This window comes from Rheinheimera muenzenbergensis, assembly GCF_036984005.1.
In the GTDB taxonomy this organism is placed as follows: Bacteria; Pseudomonadota; Gammaproteobacteria; order Enterobacterales; family Alteromonadaceae; genus Alishewanella; species Alishewanella muenzenbergensis.
Map to the genome: position 1 here is coordinate 52355 of NZ_JALAAR010000005.1, position 20778 is coordinate 73132.

Here is a 20778-nt window from a genome sequence, read left to right on the forward strand (position 1 = left end):
TCTAAAAAGATCTTATTTAATTTAGAAGATCCGATCCCCGCTGCAGCATTCCCCTTCACTGAAGATCACGGTACAATAGCAACCCTTTTTCGTTTGACTTGATTAACCAGATACCGAGGCACCTATGCTGTACCAAGAGACATTCGACGTGATCGTTGTAGGCGGTGGCCATGCAGGCACCGAAGCCGCTCTGGCAGCTGCTCGCATGGGACGCAAAACCTTATTACTAACCCATAATGTCGAAACCCTGGGTCAGATGTCATGCAACCCTGCTATTGGCGGTATAGGTAAAGGTCATCTGGTTAAAGAAATTGATGCACTTGGCGGTGCTATGGCTATTGCCGCAGATAAAGGCGGTATTCAATTTCGCACCTTAAACAGCTCTAAAGGCCCGGCGGTGCGTGCTACACGTGCTCAGGCAGACCGGCAACTTTATCGTGCTGCTATCCGGCAAATACTGGAAAACCAGCCCAATTTAAGTATTTTCCAGCAAGCCTGTGATGATTTAATTGTTGAAAATGATCAGGTTACCGGCGTGGTAACCCAGATGGGCTTAAAATTTAAAGCTAAGTCGGTAGTACTTACCGTTGGTACCTTTTTAGGCGGCCAAATTCATATCGGCTTACAAAGCCATTCCGGTGGCAGAGCTGGTGATCCACCGTCAATTGCATTAGCAAAACGCTTGCGTGAACTGCCGTTTCGGGTAGATCGGTTAAAAACCGGTACACCACCGAGGATTGACGCCCGTACTATTGATTTTTCTCAAATGCAAACCCAGCCTGGTGATAACCCAACACCGTTATTTTCTTTTATGGGTAAACATAGCGATCATCCAACACAAATTCCGTGTTATATCACTTACACCAATGAACACACCCATGAGGTGATCCGCAATAATCTGGATAGATCACCTATGTATACCGGCGTGATCGAAGGCATAGGCCCTCGTTATTGCCCATCTATTGAAGATAAAATTACCCGCTTTGCCGATAAAGATAAGCACCAGATCTTTATTGAACCTGAGGGTTTAACTACTCACGAAGTGTATCCAAACGGTATTTCGACCAGCCTGCCATTTGACGTACAACTGAGTATAGTGCGTTCAATTAAAGGTATGGAAAACGCTCATATAACCCGGCCTGGTTATGCAATTCAGTATGACTTCTTCGATCCGCGCGATCTGAAAAGCTCACTAGAAACAAAATTCATTAAAGGCTTGTTTTTTGCCGGCCAGATTAACGGCACCACAGGTTACGAAGAAGCCGGTGCCCAGGGTTTGTTGGCCGGTTTAAACGCCGCTCTGTTAAGTCAGGACAAAGAGAGTTGGTCACCTGGCCGCGAGCAAGCTTACCTGGGTGTATTGGTCGACGACTTAACCACTATGGGTACAAAAGAGCCGTACCGCATGTTTACCAGCCGCGCTGAATACCGCTTAATGCTGCGAGAAGACAATGCCGATTCACGTTTAACCGAAAAAGGCCGCGAATTTGGCCTGGTAGACGATGCACGTTGGGCGGCTTTTAACGAAAAAATGGAGCAGATTGCAATTGAGCGCCAACGCTTAAAACAAAGCTGGATCCATCCGCAACATGCTGCTCTTACAGCCGTTAATGCCCTGGTTAAAACGCCGCTAAGCAAAGAAGCCAGTCTGGAAGAATTAGTGCGCCGGCCTGAAGTCACTTATGCCCAGCTGATGCAAATCAATGATCTGGGCCCGGGGCTTAATGATCAGGCTGCAGCTGAGCAGGTTGAAATCCAAATTAAATACGAAGGTTATATTCATCGCCAGCAAGATGAAATTGCTAAACAACAACGTAATGAACAAACGCTGTTGCCACAACAATTTGATTATAAAGCAGTTAAAGGTTTATCAAACGAAGTGATCGTTAAGCTGAACCAAACGCAACCTGAAACGGTAGGCCAGGCATCACGTATTTCCGGTATTACGCCAGCGGCTATTTCATTGTTACTGGTGTATTTAAAGAAACAGGGCTTACTGCGAAAATCAGCGTAAACAGTTAAAGGATCAAGATGTTAGAAAAACTTAAGGCATTGGTAAGTCAAACTGAATTACAGTTGTCTGAACAGCAATTACAGCAGTGTATCGCCTATTTGCAATTACTGGATAAATGGAACAGTGCCTATAACCTGACATCTGTACGGGATCCGCACGAGATGCTGATCAAACATGTAATGGACAGTCTGGTCGTCGCGCCCTACTTAACGGGTTCACGTTTTATTGATGTAGGTACCGGACCTGGGTTACCCGGCGTACTGTTGGCCATTTACTATCCTGATAAACACTTTACCCTGCTGGATAGCCTGGGCAAACGCATCCGGTTTTTAAATCAGGTGAAATTGCAGTTAAAACTGGACAATATTCAACCATTGCAAAGCCGGGTGGAAGATCATCAACCGCAAACCGGTTATGACGGGGTAATAAGCCGCGCTTTTGCTTCAATCAATGATATGCTCGGTTGGTGCCGGCACTTACCGGCGAAAAATGGCCGCTTTTTCGCCATGAAGGGTGCTGCAGTACAAGAAGAAATTGCAGCTTTGCCCGATTTTGTTAAAGTAGCGTCCGTTCAACCACTTGTTGTACCGCAGTTGCAAGCACAGCGGCATTTGGTAATACTGGACCCCTGCTAACTGATAACGAGGACATCTTGTGGCGAAAGTGATCGCAATAGCTAACCAGAAAGGCGGCGTGGGTAAAACAACCACAGCAGTAAACCTGGCCGCGTCACTGGCTGCAACCAAACGCAAGGTGTTACTGATCGATCTGGATCCGCAAGGTAATGCCACTATGGGCAGCGGTGTAGATAAATATGAACTGCCTGCTACTGCCTATGATTTACTGGTTGACGATAAACCGCTACTGGAAGTTTTGGTAAAAGATACCAGTGGGGGTTACCACCTGGTAGGTGCTAATGCCGATTTAACCGCGGCTGAAGTGCGGTTAATGAACCTGTTTGCCCGTGAATTGCGTTTACGTAATGCGTTAAAAGAGTATCGCAATAGCTATGATTTTATCTTTATTGACTGCCCGCCTTCATTGAATATGCTGACCGTTAATGCAATGGCGGCAGCTGACACTGTGCTGGTGCCGATGCAATGTGAGTATTTTGCCCTGGAAGGTTTAACTGCACTGGTCGAAACCATTAATCAACTGGCCGCGGCGGTTAATCCGGAATTAAAGATCGAAGGCATTTTACGAACCATGTACGATCCGCGCAACCGGCTGGCAAATGACGTGTCCGAGCAGCTCAAGCAACATTTTGGTGACAAGGTGTATCGTGCGGTGATCCCGCGCAATGTCCGCCTGGCTGAAGCTCCAAGCTTTGGCGCACCGGTAATGTATTACGATAAAAGCTCAACCGGCGCAAAAGCCTATCTGGCATTAGCCGGTGAGATGTTACGCCGGGCTGATAAAAGAACGGTAACAGCGGCAACTTCTGTCTGAACTGAACACTTTTAGGGAAATTATTCTGCATGTCGGTTAAAAAACGCGGCCTGGGCCGGGGTCTTGATGCCTTACTCACATCAAACCGTACCTCTGGCAGTGAAAACGCTAATGTTAGCAGCAGCGAGTTGCAATTGTTGCCGGTAGAATATCTGCAGCCTGGAAAATACCAGCCACGCAAAGATATGTCGCAAGAAGCGCTTGAAGATCTGGCCAGCTCTATCCGGGCGCAGGGTATTATTCAGCCCATCGTTGTGCGGCCTTTGGCGAAGAATAAGTTTGAAATTATCGCTGGTGAGCGGCGCTGGCGGGCCAGCCAGTTAGCACAGTTGGCCGAAGTACCTTGTATTGTCAAAGATGTGCCCGACGAAGCCGCCGTTGCCATAGCGCTGATAGAAAACATTCAGCGTGAAGATTTAAACGCGATGGAAGAAGCGGTAGCACTGGATCGCTTGTTAACCGAATTCGCTTTAACGCATCAACAGGTAGCCGATGCGGTGGGTAAATCCCGGGCTTCAGTGACCAATTTACTGCGCTTAAACCAGTTAAACGAAGACGTTAAACTGTTGTTAGAGCATGGCGATATCGAAATGGGCCATGCCAGAGCCTTGTTAGCGCTTAAAGATACCGAGCAATCGGATGCGGCACGTTTGGTGGCAGCAAAGCAATTGACGGTGCGCGAAACCGAAAATTTAGTCCGGCGTATTCTGGAACCCAAACCGGCGGTAGCAGAGAAACCACGCGACCCGGATGTGCTGGCACTGGAACAACGCTTAAGTGAACGTTTTGCCGCAGCGGTGCAAATTAGCTACAACAATAAAGGTAAAGGCAAGCTGGAAATAGCTTATAGCAGCTTGGATGAGTTAGATGGCATAATCAGCAAGTTAAACCTCGCTGAGTAAATATTGCACCAAATTGTACCAATTAACTGTACCAGCACTGTACTTTCGCGGGGCAGCTGCCGCTTTTTGTTGCAAATTAAAGGCAGATAAGTATACTTTCGCAAGCTTTTTATACCCCCTTCACGGGTTATTTCAGGGGGACTTACAGTGACTGATAAAAGTGCTGCAATTGCGCGTAAATCAGCCTACAAACTGGCAATGTGCCAGTTAGCAGTAGCCGGGCTTATCGCACTGGCTTTTTTTTTAGCTGCCGATGCAGCCGCGGCCAAATCAGCCTTTAAAGGCGGTTTGGTTGCAGTAGTACCAAATTGTGTGTTTGCGTTTTTTGCGTTTCGTTTCAGTGCATTAAATAACGCAAACCTTGTACTGGCGGCCTTTATGCGGGGGCAGTCAGTAAAATTAATTTTAACCGCTGTGTTACTTGGCGTCGTATTGTCTCAGCCAGAACTGGTCGCAGAAGCATTTTTTACCGGTTTTGTTCTAACGCTTTTAACACAATGGACAGCACCAGTTTTTTTTAAACATTAACAATGGGATGAAACATGGCTGCAGGTGAAGAGTTAACCCTCTCTGGCCATATTCAGCACCACCTTACTAACGCCAAAATGTGTACTGTCGACGGCAGTGTCGCATTTAACAAAGCGTGTAGCGAGGCCGGGTTCTGGACATGGCATATTGATACATTAGCGTGGTCTATCGGCCTTGGTTTGTTGTTTCTGTGGATCTTCCGCAGTGCGGCCAACAAAGCCACTATTGGCGTACCGGGTAAGTTTCAATGCTTTATTGAAATGATTATCGAGCTGGTTGCCACCAACGTTAAAGACACTTACCACGGTAAAAGCAAACTTATTGCACCACTGGCACTGACTATCTTTGTCTGGGTGTTTTTAATGAACCTGATGGATTTAATTCCGGTCGACTTCCTGCCCGCCTTTGCCGGCTTGGTTGGTGAGCAGGCTTTCGGTATGGACTCACATGATGTGTACATGAAAATTGTACCTACTACTGATGTCAACCTGACAGCAGCATTAGCTATCGGTGTGTTTATTCTGATGATCGGGTATTCAATCCGCATTAAAGGTGTGTTGGGCTTTATTAAAGAATTAACCCTGCACCCTTTTAGCAGTAAAAGTGTACCTCTGCAGATTTTACTGATCCCGGCTAACCTGATCCTGGAAACTATTGCCTTAGTGGCGAAGCCGTTTTCACTGGCGCTGCGGTTATTCGGTAACCTGTATGCCGGTGAAATGATCTTTATCCTGATTGGTGCCATCGGTTTAGCACAGTTACCACTGCACTTTGTCTGGGCAGTATTCCATATACTGGTAATAGTGCTGCAGGCCTTTGTATTTATGATGCTGACCATTGTTTACCTAAGCATGGCCAGTTCAGATAACCATTAATTTTTTACTTTAACTTTAACTTTAAAAACTCTGGAGATAAAAATGGAAATTGCAGTAGCTATCAAATTAATCGCAGTTGCTCTGTTAATCGGTTTCGGTGCTATCGGTACTGCACTGGGCTTCGGTAACATGGGTGGTAAGTTCTTAGAAGCCTGTGCGCGTCAACCAGAACTGGCTCCTTCACTGCAAGTTAAAATGTTCATCCTGGCAGGTCTGATCGATGCTGTTGCGATGATCGGTGTTGGTATCGCTATGTACATGTTGTTCGCTCTGTAATCGAAGGTTTGTGTTATTCCGAACAACTGTTAACTAAGGAGGAGCGGTCGTGAATTTAAACGCCACTCTGCTAGGCGAATTAATCGCATTTGCGGTGTTCGTGCTGTTCTGTATGAAATTTGTATGGCCGCCACTGAACAACGCTATTGAAGCGCGCCAGAAAAAAATTGCTGACGGTTTAGCGGCCTCTGATCGGGCAGAAAAAGACCTGGCTTTAGCCCAGGACAAAGCCAAAGATCAGTTAAAAGATGCTAAAGCACAAGCAGCAGACATTATTGAGCAAGCGAAAAAACGCGAAGCCAAAATGATTGATGAAGCCGTGCACAAAGCTAATGCCGAACGTGAAAACATTCTGGCGATTGGCCGGGCAGAATTAGAAGCTGAGCGTAACCGTTTACGTGAAGAGCTGCGCAAACAAGTTGCTGCTTTAGCAGTAGCCGGCGCAGAAAAAATTCTGCAACGTTCTATTGATGAAGCTGCTCACAGCGACATTCTGGAAAAACTGGTTCAAGAACTGTAAGAGGATGAGCTATGTCTGATTTGACTAATATTGCTCGTCCGTACGCCAAAGCGGCTTTCGATTTTGCTGTTGAGCAAAAAGCGTTAGACGCCTGGCTGCAGATGTTGGCCTTTGCTGCTGAAGTAGCAAAGAACGACCAGGTTGGTGCTTGTTTGGGCGCCAACGGTGCTGCTGACAAGCAGGCCGGTCTGTTTATTCAGGTATGTGGTGAGCAACTCAATGAGCACGGCCAGAACTTTATTAAAGTGATGGCAGAAAATCATCGCTTGTTGGCGTTGCCTGAAGTGTTAGCTGCCTTTGTTGCGCTTAAAGCAGAGTTTGAAAAAGAAGTCGACGTAACAGTCGTTTCTGCTACCAAACTGTCCAAAGCACAACAAGACAAGCTGGCCACGGCATTATCGCAACGTTTGGCACGCAAAGTTAAATTGAACTGTAGCGAAGATCCTGCAGTGGTTGGCGGTATGCTAATCAAAGCAGGTGACATGGTAATTGATGGCTCGGTCCGCGGTAAGCTGGACCGTTTAGCAACTGCGCTGCAGTCTTAATTGGGGAACAGAGAATGCAACTGAATTCCACTGAAATATCAGAACTGATCAAAAGTCGTATTGCTCAGTTCGAAGTGGTCAGTGAAGCTCGTAACGAAGGTACTATCGTTCAGGTAACTGACGGTATTATCCGTATCAATGGTCTTGCAGATTGTATGCAGGGCGAGATGATTGAGCTTCCTGGCAACCGTTATGCTATCGCGCTGAACTTAGAGCGCAACTCAGTTGGTGCTGTAGTTATGGGCCCGTACGCGGACTTAACTGAAGGCACTAAAGTAAAAAGCACCGGCCGTATTTTAGAAGTACCGGTTGGCCCGGCATTGTTAGGCCGTGTGGTTAACACCTTAGGTGCACCTATCGACGGTAAAGGCCCGATTGACGCTGCTGGTTTTGAGCCAGTAGAAAAAATCGCCCCTGGCGTAATTGAACGTCAATCGGTAGACCAGCCAATGCAGACTGGTTATAAGTCGGTTGATGCGATGATCCCTATCGGCCGTGGTCAGCGTGAATTGCTGATCGGTGACCGTCAGACGGGTAAAACCGCACTGGCTATCGATGCGATCATCAACCAGAAAGGCACTGGCGTTAAGTGTGTGTATGTTGCTGTAGGTCAAAAAGCTTCTACTATCGCTAACGTAGTACGTAAGCTGGAAGAGCACGGCGCCCTGGCCCACACTATCGTGGTTGTTGCCTCTGCGTCTGAAGCTGCTGCACTGCAGTTCCTGGCACCGTACTCAGGCTGTACCATGGGCGAATACTTCCGTGACCGCGGTGAAGATGCGCTGATCGTATACGATGATTTGTCAAAGCAAGCAGTAGCTTACCGTCAGATCTCGTTACTGTTACGCCGTCCACCAGGCCGTGAAGCTTACCCGGGCGACGTATTCTATTTACACTCACGTCTGCTGGAGCGGGCATCACGCGTTAATGCTGACTACGTAGAAAAATACACCAAGGGTGAAGTAAAAGGTAAAACCGGTTCGTTAACCGCGCTGCCAATTATTGAAACTCAGGCTGGTGACGTTTCTGCGTTCGTACCTACTAACGTAATTTCGATTACTGATGGTCAGATCTTCTTAGAAACTGACTTATTCAATGCCGGTATCCGTCCTGCGGTGAACGCCGGTATTTCGGTATCGCGGGTAGGTGGTGCAGCACAAACCAAGATCATCAAGAAATTAGGCGGTGGTATTCGTCTGGCATTAGCCCAGTACTCAGAGCTGGCAGCGTTCGCGCAGTTTGCTTCTGACCTTGACGAAGCGACCCGCGCCCAGTTAGAGCACGGCCAAAAGGTTACTGAGCTGATGAAACAGCTGCAGTACAGCCCGATGAGCGTTGCTGAAATGGGTGTGTCTATTTTCGCTATCGAAAAAGGCTTTATGAAAGATGTCGACGTTGCCAAAATCCTCGATTTTGAAGCCGGCTTAATCGCTTTCATGAAAGCAGAACACGCTGAGCTGATGGCTGATATCGATAAAACCGGTAACTACAACGACCAAATCGAGTCTACGTTCAAAGCTGCCATTGAGAAATTCAAGGCAACGCAGACCTGGTAAGCAATGCGGGTGGCTATGCCACCCCATTCGTTGAATGAAACGGAGATACAGTCATGGCCGGTGGTAAAGAGATAAAAAGTAAGATCGGGAGTATTAACAATACTCGCAAGATCACCAGTGCTATGGAAAAAGTTGCGGTCAGCAAAATGCGCAAAGCGCAAGACCGTGTAGCTGCAACACGCCCATACGCTGAAGGTATGCGCAAAGTGATTGGTAACCTTGCCAATGGCAGCCTGGAATACCGCCATCCGTATTTAGCGGATCGTGAGATAAAACGGGTTGGCTATATTGTCATTTCTACTGATCGTGGTCTTTGCGGTGGCCTGAATACCAACGAGTTTAAGAAAGTTGCCCTGGAGCTGAAAAGCTGGAAAGACAAAGGTGTAGATGCGCAATTTGCTGTTATCGGCAACAAAGCGACGGCCTTTTTCAAGCGTTTCGGTGGTAAGGTAGTTGCGCAACAGGCGGGTTCAGGTGACGTACCACGTTTGGCTGATGTGCTCGGTTCGGTAAAAGTAATGCTTAACGCATTTAACGAAGGCCGGATTGACCGCTTATTTCTGGTGTACAACAAGTTTGTAAACACCATGAAGCAAGAGCCAGTGATCGATCAACTCTTACCTTTGCCAAAAGCAGATATTGAGCAAAAAGCACATAACTGGGATTACCTGTACGAGCCGGATCCAAAACCTATTTTAGATATGTTGTTGGACCGTTTTGTTGAGTCGCAGGTTTATCAGGGCGTGGTAGAGAATTCTGCCAGCGAGCACGCGGCGCGGATGGTAGCAATGAAGGCTGCAACCGACAACGCCGGTAACCTGATGGACGACCTGAAGCTGGTGTACAACAAAGCACGTCAGGCCGCGATTACCCAGGAGCTTAGCGAGATCGTCGCAGGTGCGGCAGCTGTAGGCTAAGGTAAACAGTTTTGAGAAATTTGAGGAAACATCATGAGTCAAGGTAAGGTCGTCCAAATCATTGGCGCCGTTGTGGATATCGATTTTCCACAAGATGCGGTACCTGGTATCTATGACGCGTTAAACGTGACTGACGGTGATCTGGCTGGTTTAGTGCTGGAAGTGCAGCAGCAGCTGGGTGGCGGTACAGTACGTACTATCGCGTTAGGTACTACAGACGGTTTACGTCGCGGCGCTGCCGTGTCTAACACCGGTAAAGCAATTCACGTTCCGGTGGGTAAAGCCACACTGGGCCGTATTATGAACGTATTAGGCGAGCCAATCGACGAAGCGGGCCCAATCGGTGAAGAAGAGCGTATGCCTATTCACCGTGCTGCACCAAGCTACGAAGATCAGGCCGCGTCAAACGCCCTGCTGGAAACCGGTATCAAGGTTATCGACCTGGTTTGCCCGTTCGCTAAAGGTGGTAAAGTTGGTCTGTTCGGTGGTGCCGGTGTAGGTAAAACCGTAAACATGATGGAACTGATCCGTAACATCGCGATCGAGCACAGCGGTTACTCTGTATTCGCCGGTGTAGGTGAGCGTACCCGTGAAGGTAACGACTTCTATCACGAGATGAAAGACTCTAACGTACTGGATAAAGTATCGTTAGTGTACGGCCAGATGAACGAGCCACCAGGCAACCGTCTGCGCGTTGCGTTAACCGGCTTAACCATGGCGGAAAAATTCCGTGATGAAGGCCGTGACGTACTGTTCTTCGTTGATAACATCTACCGTTACACCCTGGCCGGTACTGAGGTATCAGCACTGCTGGGCCGTATGCCATCTGCGGTAGGTTACCAGCCAACGCTGGCAGAAGAGATGGGCGCACTGCAAGAGCGTATCACTTCTACTAAGACAGGTTCTATCACGTCAATCCAGGCCGTATACGTACCTGCGGATGACTTAACGGATCCGTCTCCAGCCACCACGTTCTCGCACTTAGATGCGACCGTAGTACTGAGCCGTAATATCGCGTCACTGGGTATTTACCCGGCGATCGACCCGCTGGATTCGACTTCACGTCAGTTAGATCCACTGGTTATCGGTAAAGAGCACTATGAAGTAGCGCGTGGCGTACAGTCTGTACTGCAGCGTTACAAAGAGCTGAAAGATATCATCGCCATTTTGGGTATGGACGAACTGTCTGATGAAGACCGTACTACCGTATACCGTGCGCGTAAAATTCAGCGCTTCCTGTCGCAGCCATTCTTCGTAGCTGAAGTATTCACTGGTTCACCAGGTAAATACGTACCGCTGAAAGAAACTATCCGTGGCTTTAAAGGCATTCTGGACGGCGAGTTCGACCATATGCCAGAGCAGGCGTTCTACATGGTTGGTTCAATCGACGAAGCGATCGAAAAAGCGAAGAAACTGTAAGTTCAGGCTTTAGGAGAGCGAGATGGCGATGACAGTGCAACTGGATGTAGTAAGTGCCGAAGAAAAAATCTTCTCCGGCCTTGTCGAATCCGTGCAGGTCACAGGCAGTGAGGGCGAGTTAGGTATTTTACCTTTTCACGCCCCGTTACTGACCACCCTGAAACCTGGCATGGTCCGTATCGTGAAACAATTTGGCGAAGAACACGTGATATACGTAGCCGGTGGTGTACTTGAAGTACAACCCGATACCATCACCGTACTGGCCGATGTCGCGGTACGCGGCGAAGACTTAGACGAGCAAGCCGCTTTGGCAGCACAAAAACGTGCCGAAGAAGCGATGCAGCACGCTGGCGCAGACTTCAACTATGCTGAAGCTGCGGCGCAACTGGCCGAAGCCATTGCCCAGTTACGCATAATCCAAAAAATGCGTAAAAAATAAGTTCGGGTTCCGAAATAGAAAAAGCCACCTTAGGGTGGCTTTTTTATTGATGTTTGAATTTTAATTTAATTAAAATCAATAGTTTAATTTGGTTATAACTTTGGTTATAACTTTTTCAGGCGATATATTACAGCGAAGTCGCTAGGCGGTTATCGAAAATTTGATGCTCTGTGGTTAGTTTGCAGCAACACCTGATTGCAAACTAACACACTAAAACACGGAGTATTATATGAACCACAAATCCTTGTCAGTAACGCCACTAACCATTGCTATTATCAGCGGTGGTTTATTATTTTCCGGCAATACAATTGCCAGCGGCAAAACTGTTGGCAGTGCTGCACAAGCCGCAACCAGCATTGCCGCCAGCCAGCAGATTAGCAAAAGCCCTAATGATCAGCGTCAGTATCAGGCTATTACACTACCGAATCAGCTTGAGGTTGTCCTGGTATCAGACCCTACTGCAGAGAAGTCATCTGCGGCACTAAGTGTCGATGTAGGCTGGTTAAACGATCCGAAACAACAGCAGGGTTTGGCGCATTTTCTTGAGCATATGCTGTTTATGGGCACGGAGCGCTTCCCAGAGTCGGATGGCTTTATGAAGTTTATGGACCAGAATGGTGGTTCACGTAATGCGTTTACCAACCAACTAACCAACTATATGTTTGAGATTAATAACAACAAATATGAGGAAGCATTAGATCGTTTCGCCGACTTTTTCAAAGCGCCGTTATTGTTACCAGAGTACGTTGATAAAGAACGAAACGCCGTTAATTCAGAATGGTCGTTAAACCGTAACCAGGATGGCTGGGCACAGCGGCAAATAGCCGCGCAGTTATTGGGCCGGCATCCGGCAAATCAATTCTGGATCGGGAATTTGGATACGTTGAGTGATAAAACCAACAGCAAATTGCACGCAGAGCTGGTGGCGTTTTATCAACAGCATTACTCAGCCAACCGGATGAAGCTGGTATTAATTAGCCCGCAACCGCTGCCACAAATGCAATTGCTGGCGCAGCGTTACTTCGCCGGTATCAAAAATAAAGCTATAGACAGCCCAAGGCCAACCGCAAAAATTGATTTTAGCCAGTTTGGCCCTAAACGGGTGCATTACGTACCAAATACCGAAGCGCAGCTGCTGCAGTTGGAATTTACCATTGATAACAACCTCAGTGATTTTGGTGTAAAACCAAATGAATTTATTGCTCACCTGTTAAGTTCTGAGATGCCAGGTACACCGGCGCAGCAGTTAAAAGCCATGGGCTTGCTGGATGCGGTACAGGTAAATTACGACCCGAAATGGTATGGCAACTACGGCACCTTGCAAATTATCATGGCGCTGACCGAAGCCGGTATGCAGCAGCGGCCGGTTATTACCGCGATTATGCTGCAGTATCTTGATCTTATCCGCAGCAAAGGTGTAGATGCGAAATACTACAATGAAATTCGCACCTCACTGCAAAACCAGTTTAATTTTCTGGAAAAAACTGATGGTTTTAGCTACGCCGCCAATTTAAGCGAAGCGATGCAATATTATCCGCTACCATCAGTAATTAGCGCACCTTATCAATATGACAAATTTGACCAGAAAGCCATTAACTCCCTGTTGGCGCAACTGGTACCAGAGCGTTTAACCGTGTGGCATATCAGCCGTAGTGAACCGGCTGAGCAGACAATGCAGCACTTTAGCGGCCGCTACTCGGTTGCTGCTATCAGTCAGGAAGAAATACACAGCTGGCAACAACCTATGATGCCACTGAGTTTACCGGCGCTAAACCGCTTTCAGCCAGAAAGCTTTGCGGTAAAACACAGTAGCAATACCACACCTTTAAAAGTACTTGATGCTGACGGCGTAATGGGCTGGTTGGCCGGCAGCCAACATTTTGCCGATCAACCACGTGGCCAGTTGCTGATGCAGTGGCACCAACCGCACGCAAAGCAAACCGCTAAAGACGCTGTATTGCATAATTTGTGGTTATATAGCTTCATAATTAGTAACCAGGCGCTGCTGCAGGAAGCGAGCGCTGCCGGTATGACGCTGGCGCCGGAAGACGATGAGTATGATTTAGTATTAAAACTGTCAGGTTTTACCGATAAACAAGCCGTGTTAACAGCGCATGTTGGTAAAGCACTGTCGGCAACGGTTAGTGAGCAGCAATTTAACCAGAGTAAAGACTTACTGCTGCGCAGCTTGCGCTCGTCGGAGCAGCAAGTGCAGGCCAGGCAGGCAAACGAGCTGGCTAAAACGGTGCTATCTAGCGGACGCTATGAGTTACCGGCGTTACTGGCTGCTGCTGAGCAGATCAGCTTATCGGAACTTAATAACTATATTCAACAAACACTTGCCGCTAGCCAATTACGGCTACTGGCGCAGGGTAATTACAGCAAAGACGATGTTGCGGCCTTTGCCAAAGCGTTAGTGGGTGAGAAGAAAACTGCGCGTCAGTATCAAAGCTTTGGCAGCTGGCAACCTAAGCCTGGCCAGCGTCGGACCGTGCTGCGGGCAAATCCGCAAAACGACAGCTCAGTGTTTCGGATGCAGTTTTTGGTTGATGGCGGCTATAGCGGTAAAGCCGCGGCAAAAGTACTATCTGGCCATTTGCATCAGGCGTTTTTTAATCAGCTGCGTACCGAAGAGCAACTTGGCTATATAGTGCAGGCCTTTGCTACGCCGCTAAACAAGCATGCTGGTTTGGGGCTGATTATTCAAAGTCCGGTGTTATCTGGCTTGCAGCTGCAGCAACGGGTCGATTTATTTTTGCAGCAATACGGTGAGCAACTGGCAAAATTAACCGAAGCCGAATTCAACAACCTGAAACAAGCACAGCTGCTGGAATTGCAACGCGCCCCCGCCAATCTGGAGGAAGAATCTGACAGCTTTAGCCGCGACTGGCTACGTAACCGGCTGGACTTTACCGACAAACAACAGCTTATCGCTGCCGTTGAGGCGCTGACTTTGAACCAGCTACAACAGTTTTATCAGCAAGCCGCTGCAGCCGATACCTCAGCAGTGCTGCAAGTAGTGCTGCAAGGTAATGCACAGTCACAATCTGACGAAACGCTACCTGGTTTCAGCATGATTGACGATGTGGCTGCTTTCAATCAGCAGTTCTAACCATCTACCTTGGTGTTTTTGACTTGCAGGCTCTGACAAAAGGGCCTGCTCTTTTAAGCTAAAAAAGTAGGTCGGTATGAAAACGCAGTTGGAAAAATTACGCTTGGTATTGGGTTGTAGTATCTGGTTAATGCTGTGGTTGGCGACCAATTATGGCCTGATGGCAGCACTTAACGTTGTCTTGATTATTGGCAAGGTATAGCAATGGCTCATCTGACACGTTCTGGCAGGCAATGGCTAAAAGCGGCCTTGGGGGTATTTATGCTAATTGTCGTTTTGGTCTATTGCTGGCATTGGTTTTGGCAGCCTGTGGCCAAGATAAATCCAACACATTGGGCAAACAAAGCCATTTTATACCGCTCAGCCAACCCTGTTCAGAGTTTATGGCTGCATCGCCGCCATGCTGCTAAGTTAAACCTTACCCAGGCATATGAGTTGAAAACTGAAGATAAAACCATAGCAGTTCGGTTTACCGCCATCAGCTACCCAACATTTTACCCCACGGCTATCCGGGTCGATTTCGAGCTGACAAACACCGCAGATAAAGAGTTTATCTTACGTCAGCAAACAGCACTGTTACAGCAGCGGCACTAAGTTGCTGTAGCAACTTAGCTGTTAATATTGCGCCTTAGTTGTATCATCTATGTCATTCGTCAGTATAATCAATGCATTATTAATAGTAGCTATTGCATCTGAGATTGCCGTTGTCCAACCAATTATCCGCCAAAGTACAATTAGGAGACGTTGTTTTTGATACTGTGCAGCGTCAGCTGATCCACGGCGAAACCGTAACGCTGCTTGAACCCAAAGTCTATGATTTATTGTGTTATTTAGTAGCACATTCACAGCGTTTCGTGTCGTTAGCCGAGCTGCACCAACAAGTATGGGCTGGCCGGATCGTTACCGATACCGCCGTACGGCGTACTATCAGCAAACTACGTGCCGCGCTAGGCGATACGGACAGTGAGAACCCACGTTATCTGAAAACGCAGATGAAGCTGGGTTATCAGTTGTTGCTCGAACCAGTGTCTTTGCCTTTTGCTGCACCTCTACACATAATGTCTGATGACAGCGAACTAAAAAGCACAACACAGACGACACAGCTGCCAGAGAGTTTATCAAAAGGCTTCCGGTACAGTCTGCTTATTTTGGCGCTTATCGTTTCGTTGTTGACCGCCACATGGTGGTTAACCAGTAACACGGCGCATCCTGTCGCTTCAGGCTATGACGTCGTATTAGAAATGCCTGGAGCTAAATCAGTGCTGAGTGTCAGCCAGAGCGGAGAGTGGCTGACATTTACCGGTATGCTGGACAATGACAATGAGCTGAATATCTACTTGTTGAATACACAAACCGGTGCAATGCAACGTATTCCCGCGCCTGCGGCTGCAGTACCGTTTTCCGAGTTTGTTCAGAATGACAAGCAGCTGCTATATGGTAGCGCCGGAGAGCAGCATGCATTCTACTTACAACCACTGCCCGATCTTTCACTTCCTGCCAGGCAGATTGACACCAGTGAATTTGCTTTGATTGGCTATCCGGTAGCACTTGGTGATAATGAAATATTGTTTAGTGCCAGCCGAAATCTTACCGAAAGCCTTACTTATTATCGCTATAACATTCTAACAGAGCAGTGGACGCCGTTTAGCTATAACCATCGGGCAGGACAGGGCGATATGAAAGCAAGAGTATCGGCTGATGGACAGAAACTCGCCTTAATGCGGGTTAACTTTTCATCGGATGTACTGACACAGATCCTGATTTTCGACGTTAGCAGTGCTGAGTTATTAAAAGACATCTCTTTTCCACAGTATTTCTTTAATCTGGAATGGCTTAGCGACAATCAGCTAGTGCTTACCTCGCCCAATTTTGGCCGCTTTCTTTACCAACTGGATATTGAAACCGAGCAGTTAGATAAAGTTGATACGTCGACCGCTTTTGCCGAACTTCGGCGCAGTAAACATGGCGACTGGTTTGGTATTTATGCGCCTAATGTACAGGCTCCCCGCTTTAATTTAACCCGGCTAGATTGGCAAGGTAGTATCCAGCGTATTTTCAGTTTACCAGAGCGCCCTTTAAGCATGACCTTTAGCCAGCTGCAAAATCATTATTGGCTGGTTGAGCGCGATGAAGAGCAATTTAATTTGTTTCTCTATAACGGTGCTGACGGCAACAAAACGAAATTATTTTCTCACCCCGAGCGTTTTCGGGTACTGGACCAGCACCCGGAGCAAGCCTTACTGCTGTTAAGAATTCAAAACCGTTTGGCCCTGTTAAATACAGAAACCGGTGAATATCAGTACATCTCGTCTTCACAGCAAGATGTTTTTGATGGCCATTTCCAGCAAGCTGACAACACTGTTAATTTCACCGAACAAGTATCAGGAAAATGGCAGGTAAGCCGTTTCGATTTGCAGCAGCAGAGACAGACAATTTTATTGCGCGGTTATCGTTATCTTGCTGCCTGGCAACAACAATATGTGGCTGTGGATCAGCAGGGGCAATTTTGGTTATTAGCTGCAGATTACAGCGCTGTGCAAAAACTGCCTCTGCAACTTGGCGAAGACATTTCTCATATGCGTGTGTTTTTGCAACAAGATAATGTGATAGCGATAAACTACACCACAGAGCTTACCTGGCAATTGAGTCAGCTTGACTTAGTTACTCGCGAGCTGCAGCAGACAGAGTTACCGGTCAGGCCGGTTCGTTCAGCGTGGGAAATCAGTATAAAAGACGGTGAGCTGCTGTACGCTAACTGGACCCAGGTTAGCAGCCCAATAGTGCGTTTTCATGGGCCGCCGTTGAAAACGGATGAATAGGATCTGAGGTTTTCTATTTATCGGGAAAGAATCGGCTGGTATTCGGCAATTATCAGGTTAATTAAAAGGTAACTAGGCGTTTCGCCATTACTGTTTTGCCGTTGCTCGGTCTTTTACTGCCGACTTATTGTTTTGCGCTGGGCCCGGCTTGGGTAAAGTTTTAGTAATGCGCGCCAATAATCTCGTACTCATGTTTATGCCGTGATAAAAAAACTACAAAAAGTTGATAATTAGACTTTGTGAATGTATCTTTGATGAAAGAATTTTGTAATTACAATGGTTTTTTTGCAAAGTTATAATAATAAAGGTACTTCAGCGTGAGTCACAGGGTAAATCTAATTTCATTCGGTGAACTACATTTTTGTATAAAGAATCAGCAGTTTTTTAAAGGTGAGCAGGAAGTCCGTGCTGAACCAAAGGTGTGTGAATTACTCACTTACTTGTATCAAAACCGGGACAGATATGTAAGTTTACATGAGCTGCATGAGGCGTTGTGGTGTGGCAGGGTAGTTAGTGACACTGCTGTACGCCGAACCATTAGCAAACTTCGATCTTTACTGGCTGATGAAGCTTCGGCAGATGGTTGTATTCGTTCGTTATCGAAACGTGGTTATAAATTAGTTATAGATAGTTTAAACGATAAAAATCAGGATGTTAATGAGTGTCAGACAGGTGGCGATGTCTTTGGGCAGCCTGATGTTGTTGCAATTGATGTTATTGATGTCAGGCAACAAGCCACTGAAGCGGTATCAGAAATTGTTCCCGTTACCAAAAATACAGCATCGCCAGTATTGTTTACTAATCGTTGGATGACATTTTATTTATTGTTGCTGCTGCTGGCTGTTTTGGTTCTGGCTGCTTTGGTACCAACTTTTTCTGATAATGCGGAAACAATCCAACTCAATTCTGACAAAATTCAGACGTTTGTTTTGTCACAAGATAAGCGCTTTATTGTGTATGCCGCAGATTTAAGCGGCTTGGATGGATATCAGCTGTTTTTAAAAGATTTAAATACTGGCTTTGTACAACAGCTTACAAGAGGAAAGAAAAAGTATATCGCAGCTGCTTTTACTGATCAGGGCAATACTTTGCTGTACATAAGCTGGGATTATAAAAATTATCAGCTTCGTCAAATCGATATACAGAATGCCGCTGCCGTAGAAATGGAAAGCAACTTATTGCTGGAGCAGAGCTTACCGATAACCAATCTATATGTTGATGATCAGGCGGAAATTTTTTTAACGATATATAGTTCTTTGCAAACAGCGGCCATTTATCAGTTTGACCGCAATAGCTTGACGACAAAGGCGGTGACTTTCCCTCGTGATACCGGTACCTATGATGAGTTTCCGCTGTTCAACCATCAGACAGACACCTTGTATTACATTAGAACTCAAGCCAGTGGTAATCCAATATTAATGGCGCAGGATTATCAAAATGGTAAGACACTTAAACAAGTAACCTTGCCTAAAGGCAGGCTCCGAGACTTGCAGTGGTATGATGAAGACGAATTACTACTGCTGTACACCGATCAGATATTAGTAGCTAAGTTAGCCTCAGGGAAGCTAAAACGCTTAGAAAATACTGCCGAAAATACAACTTATCTAAAACTCCAGTCCTGGCACAATAATAAATTTCTGTTGCTTGAAAACACCGCTATGCAGCGCCAATTTTATTTGCACCAGCAAACGGGAAAGGCACCACTACTAAATATACCTGAGATGGTATACAGAGTTAAATTTACCCATAGTGAGGACAAGCTATTGTTATGTAGCAGAGATGCTGCTGGTTCGATGCTGAGTGTATTGGACAAACAAACAGGTAAAGAATCATTGTTGATGAAAACACAAGGTACTATCAATGATTTAGCCATTTCACCAGATGGAAATACCGTGCATTTAAGCATAGATAAGCGGTTGGCTATTTTTAATCAAGAAACGGCTAGCTTGTATTTTATTACTAATGAAGCACAACAAGTTGCCGGGCTTGGCGAATTCAGCCATGACAATAGCTTTTTATTATATGGTGAAAAGTTTGGCGGACGCTGGCGCATTGTGAAGCACGATTTAGCTACCCAACAAAGTAGTGTATGGATTGAAGATTATGTCAGGGTTAAAAGAATGCCACAGGGCTACGCGTTGCAAGGAATTGAAGGGCATTTGTTTCAGTTGAAAAGCACCAATGGAAAACCTGAACCATTAGCGGTAGCACCGTTAGATTTGTACGAAGAATTTCAGCTGCGCTACCCTTTGGTGTACCAGCGGCAAGTGCGGGATGGACATTACCAGTTGGCAGCCTTCAACTTACTTAACGGCCAGGAAACAATAGTAGAGTCCCAGACTTTGGTTAGTTTTGACTTTTCAGTAGATAATCGTTTTTTTATTACTCAAAGAATCAGTTACCAATCAAGTCTGAGAAACATATCACTGTCACACTGAGGTGTTAGCAGGTGCAAAAGTTATAAAAAAGTACTTAAAAAACTACATCCTGGTTGTTTGATTTTGCTGGGTTTATGCCACAGTAAGCTGGTCTACCAACCAGAGGAAACTGTAATGTTGAAAACTATCTTTGCATCGAGTTTGGCTTTTACTTTTGTAGTCGCAGCCAGTTTTTCGCCAACTACATCAGCAAAAGGCGTTGAATATACCCCTTCGCCAACTCAGCCGGTAATTCCTCCAATGATACCGCCACAAGAGCCGAATAAACCGATGTGTGAAATTATTGATGTTATGCAATGTCCGCCGGGATATTAAAACAACGGTAACTGTAAGTTTGCTATTCTATAAGCCATAGCTGTAAGAGAATAAAAGCACAAAGGAGCTGCCTGGCAGCTCCTTTGTGCTTTTATTCTCAGGTTATTCCAATGTGCATACCGTTTTTAACCTGGCCTTGGTCATGCGCCGCATTAAACCACAAATTCTACTACTCAGCCTGTTACTTCCGTTTAAACCGTCATAACTTTACACGCTGAATCAGCTGATAACTTAATACACTGATTAATAACTGCATTTTATTTTAAATTTTTTTTCTTGGTTATAAAAAAAGTGTGTTTTTCATCCGCAATTGGTCACGTTCTGGTTATCGCACAATGTAATGGGCGGCTATAAATTGGACTTCGAATACAGGGCACAACAGTAACTTAGTTTTTGTTGTGGCATGTGATAGCAAACACTTCCCAGTACCTTTGTGGAAGTGACTGCATGAATGTTTTCTGCCTGCAGCTTATGGATGCAGGCTGCAGATAGAAAACACTCACACCACAACAGACTAGCTAAGGAATTGAAAATGCGAGTTTCGACACTGAAGTTTTATTGCACCAGTAAGAACAATGCCAAGCCATATCGAGTTCATATGGCTGGTCGTTGTACTTGTACCTGTATTCGCCCGGATTTCACTGCATCCAGCGC

The 20778-nt window shown here is 46.4% G+C and carries 19 protein-coding genes; all 19 read left to right on the top strand.

What is annotated here, in order from left to right:
- Nucleotides 1-124 precede the first annotated feature (124 nt).
- The 19 genes from mnmG (at nucleotide 125) to MN202_RS07535 (ending at nucleotide 20124) form a co-directional block, all read left to right on the top strand.
- Nucleotides 125-2014 (top strand): tRNA uridine-5-carboxymethylaminomethyl(34) synthesis enzyme MnmG, encoded by a 1890-nt coding sequence (mnmG, locus tag MN202_RS07445; protein WP_335735469.1) that lies wholly within the window; start codon nucleotides 125-127, stop codon nucleotides 2012-2014.
- Nucleotides 2015-2031: 17 nt separating this feature from the next.
- Complete coding sequence (gene rsmG / locus MN202_RS07450; protein WP_335735470.1) at nucleotides 2032-2649, top strand: 16S rRNA (guanine(527)-N(7))-methyltransferase RsmG; 618 nt, start codon at nucleotides 2032-2034, stop codon at nucleotides 2647-2649.
- 19 nt (nucleotides 2650-2668) lie between these two features.
- Nucleotides 2669-3463, top strand: a complete 795-nt coding sequence (locus MN202_RS07455) for a ParA family protein (RefSeq protein ID WP_335735471.1) — start codon at nucleotides 2669-2671, stop codon at nucleotides 3461-3463.
- Between the two features lie 29 nt (nucleotides 3464-3492).
- A complete protein-coding gene (locus MN202_RS07460; protein WP_335735472.1) occupies nucleotides 3493-4365 on the top strand; it encodes a ParB/RepB/Spo0J family partition protein in 873 nt (290 codons plus the stop codon).
- A gap of 198 nt (nucleotides 4366-4563) precedes the next feature.
- Entirely contained in the window at nucleotides 4564-4893 is a 330-nt protein-coding gene (locus MN202_RS07465) for an ATP synthase subunit I (RefSeq protein WP_335735660.1), read from the top strand.
- Nucleotides 4894-4907: 14 nt separating this feature from the next.
- Complete coding sequence (gene atpB, locus MN202_RS07470; RefSeq protein ID WP_335735473.1) at nucleotides 4908-5768, top strand: F0F1 ATP synthase subunit A; 861 nt, start codon at nucleotides 4908-4910, stop codon at nucleotides 5766-5768.
- A gap of 42 nt (nucleotides 5769-5810) precedes the next feature.
- Nucleotides 5811-6044: a F0F1 ATP synthase subunit C gene (gene atpE, locus MN202_RS07475; protein ID WP_010376881.1), complete on the top strand. Its 234-nt coding sequence runs from the start codon at nucleotides 5811-5813 to the stop codon at nucleotides 6042-6044.
- Between the two features lie 49 nt (nucleotides 6045-6093).
- The gene (gene atpF / locus MN202_RS07480) at nucleotides 6094-6564 is read left to right on the top strand and encodes a F0F1 ATP synthase subunit B (protein WP_335735474.1); all 471 of its coding nucleotides are present in this window, start codon (nucleotides 6094-6096) and stop codon (nucleotides 6562-6564) included.
- 11 nt (nucleotides 6565-6575) lie between these two features.
- Nucleotides 6576-7109 carry a F0F1 ATP synthase subunit delta gene (atpH, locus tag MN202_RS07485; RefSeq protein ID WP_335735475.1) on the top strand — a complete coding sequence of 178 codons (534 nt, stop codon included), beginning with the start codon at nucleotides 6576-6578 and terminating at the stop codon, nucleotides 7107-7109.
- Nucleotides 7110-7123: 14 nt separating this feature from the next.
- Nucleotides 7124-8665 carry a F0F1 ATP synthase subunit alpha gene (atpA, locus tag MN202_RS07490; RefSeq protein WP_335735476.1) on the top strand — a complete coding sequence of 514 codons (1542 nt, stop codon included), beginning with the start codon at nucleotides 7124-7126 and terminating at the stop codon, nucleotides 8663-8665.
- Between the two features lie 53 nt (nucleotides 8666-8718).
- On the top strand, nucleotides 8719-9582 hold the full coding sequence (gene atpG, locus MN202_RS07495; RefSeq protein WP_335735477.1) for a F0F1 ATP synthase subunit gamma: 864 nt from the start codon (nucleotides 8719-8721) through the stop codon (nucleotides 9580-9582).
- A gap of 33 nt (nucleotides 9583-9615) precedes the next feature.
- Complete coding sequence (gene atpD / locus MN202_RS07500) at nucleotides 9616-11001, top strand: F0F1 ATP synthase subunit beta (RefSeq protein ID WP_173502589.1); 1386 nt, start codon at nucleotides 9616-9618, stop codon at nucleotides 10999-11001.
- Nucleotides 11002-11023: 22 nt separating this feature from the next.
- Nucleotides 11024-11440, top strand: a complete 417-nt coding sequence (locus tag MN202_RS07505; protein WP_173502590.1) for a F0F1 ATP synthase subunit epsilon — start codon at nucleotides 11024-11026, stop codon at nucleotides 11438-11440.
- A 229-nt stretch (nucleotides 11441-11669) separates the two neighbouring features.
- On the top strand, nucleotides 11670-14552 hold the full coding sequence (locus MN202_RS07510) for an insulinase family protein (protein ID WP_335735478.1): 2883 nt from the start codon (nucleotides 11670-11672) through the stop codon (nucleotides 14550-14552).
- 76 nt (nucleotides 14553-14628) lie between these two features.
- Nucleotides 14629-14754 carry a hypothetical protein gene (locus MN202_RS07515; protein ID WP_335735479.1) on the top strand — a complete coding sequence of 42 codons (126 nt, stop codon included), beginning with the start codon at nucleotides 14629-14631 and terminating at the stop codon, nucleotides 14752-14754.
- Between the two features lie 2 nt (nucleotides 14755-14756).
- Nucleotides 14757-15146, top strand: a complete 390-nt coding sequence (locus MN202_RS07520; RefSeq protein ID WP_335735480.1) for a hypothetical protein — start codon at nucleotides 14757-14759, stop codon at nucleotides 15144-15146.
- 110 nt (nucleotides 15147-15256) lie between these two features.
- Entirely contained in the window at nucleotides 15257-17371 is a 2115-nt protein-coding gene (locus MN202_RS07525) for a winged helix-turn-helix domain-containing protein (protein WP_335735481.1), read from the top strand.
- A gap of 317 nt (nucleotides 17372-17688) precedes the next feature.
- A complete protein-coding gene (locus tag MN202_RS07530) occupies nucleotides 17689-19809 on the top strand; it encodes a winged helix-turn-helix domain-containing protein (RefSeq protein ID WP_335735482.1) in 2121 nt (706 codons plus the stop codon).
- 114 nt (nucleotides 19810-19923) lie between these two features.
- The gene (locus MN202_RS07535; RefSeq protein ID WP_335735483.1) at nucleotides 19924-20124 is read left to right on the top strand and encodes a hypothetical protein; all 201 of its coding nucleotides are present in this window, start codon (nucleotides 19924-19926) and stop codon (nucleotides 20122-20124) included.
- Nucleotides 20125-20778 lie beyond the last annotated feature (654 nt).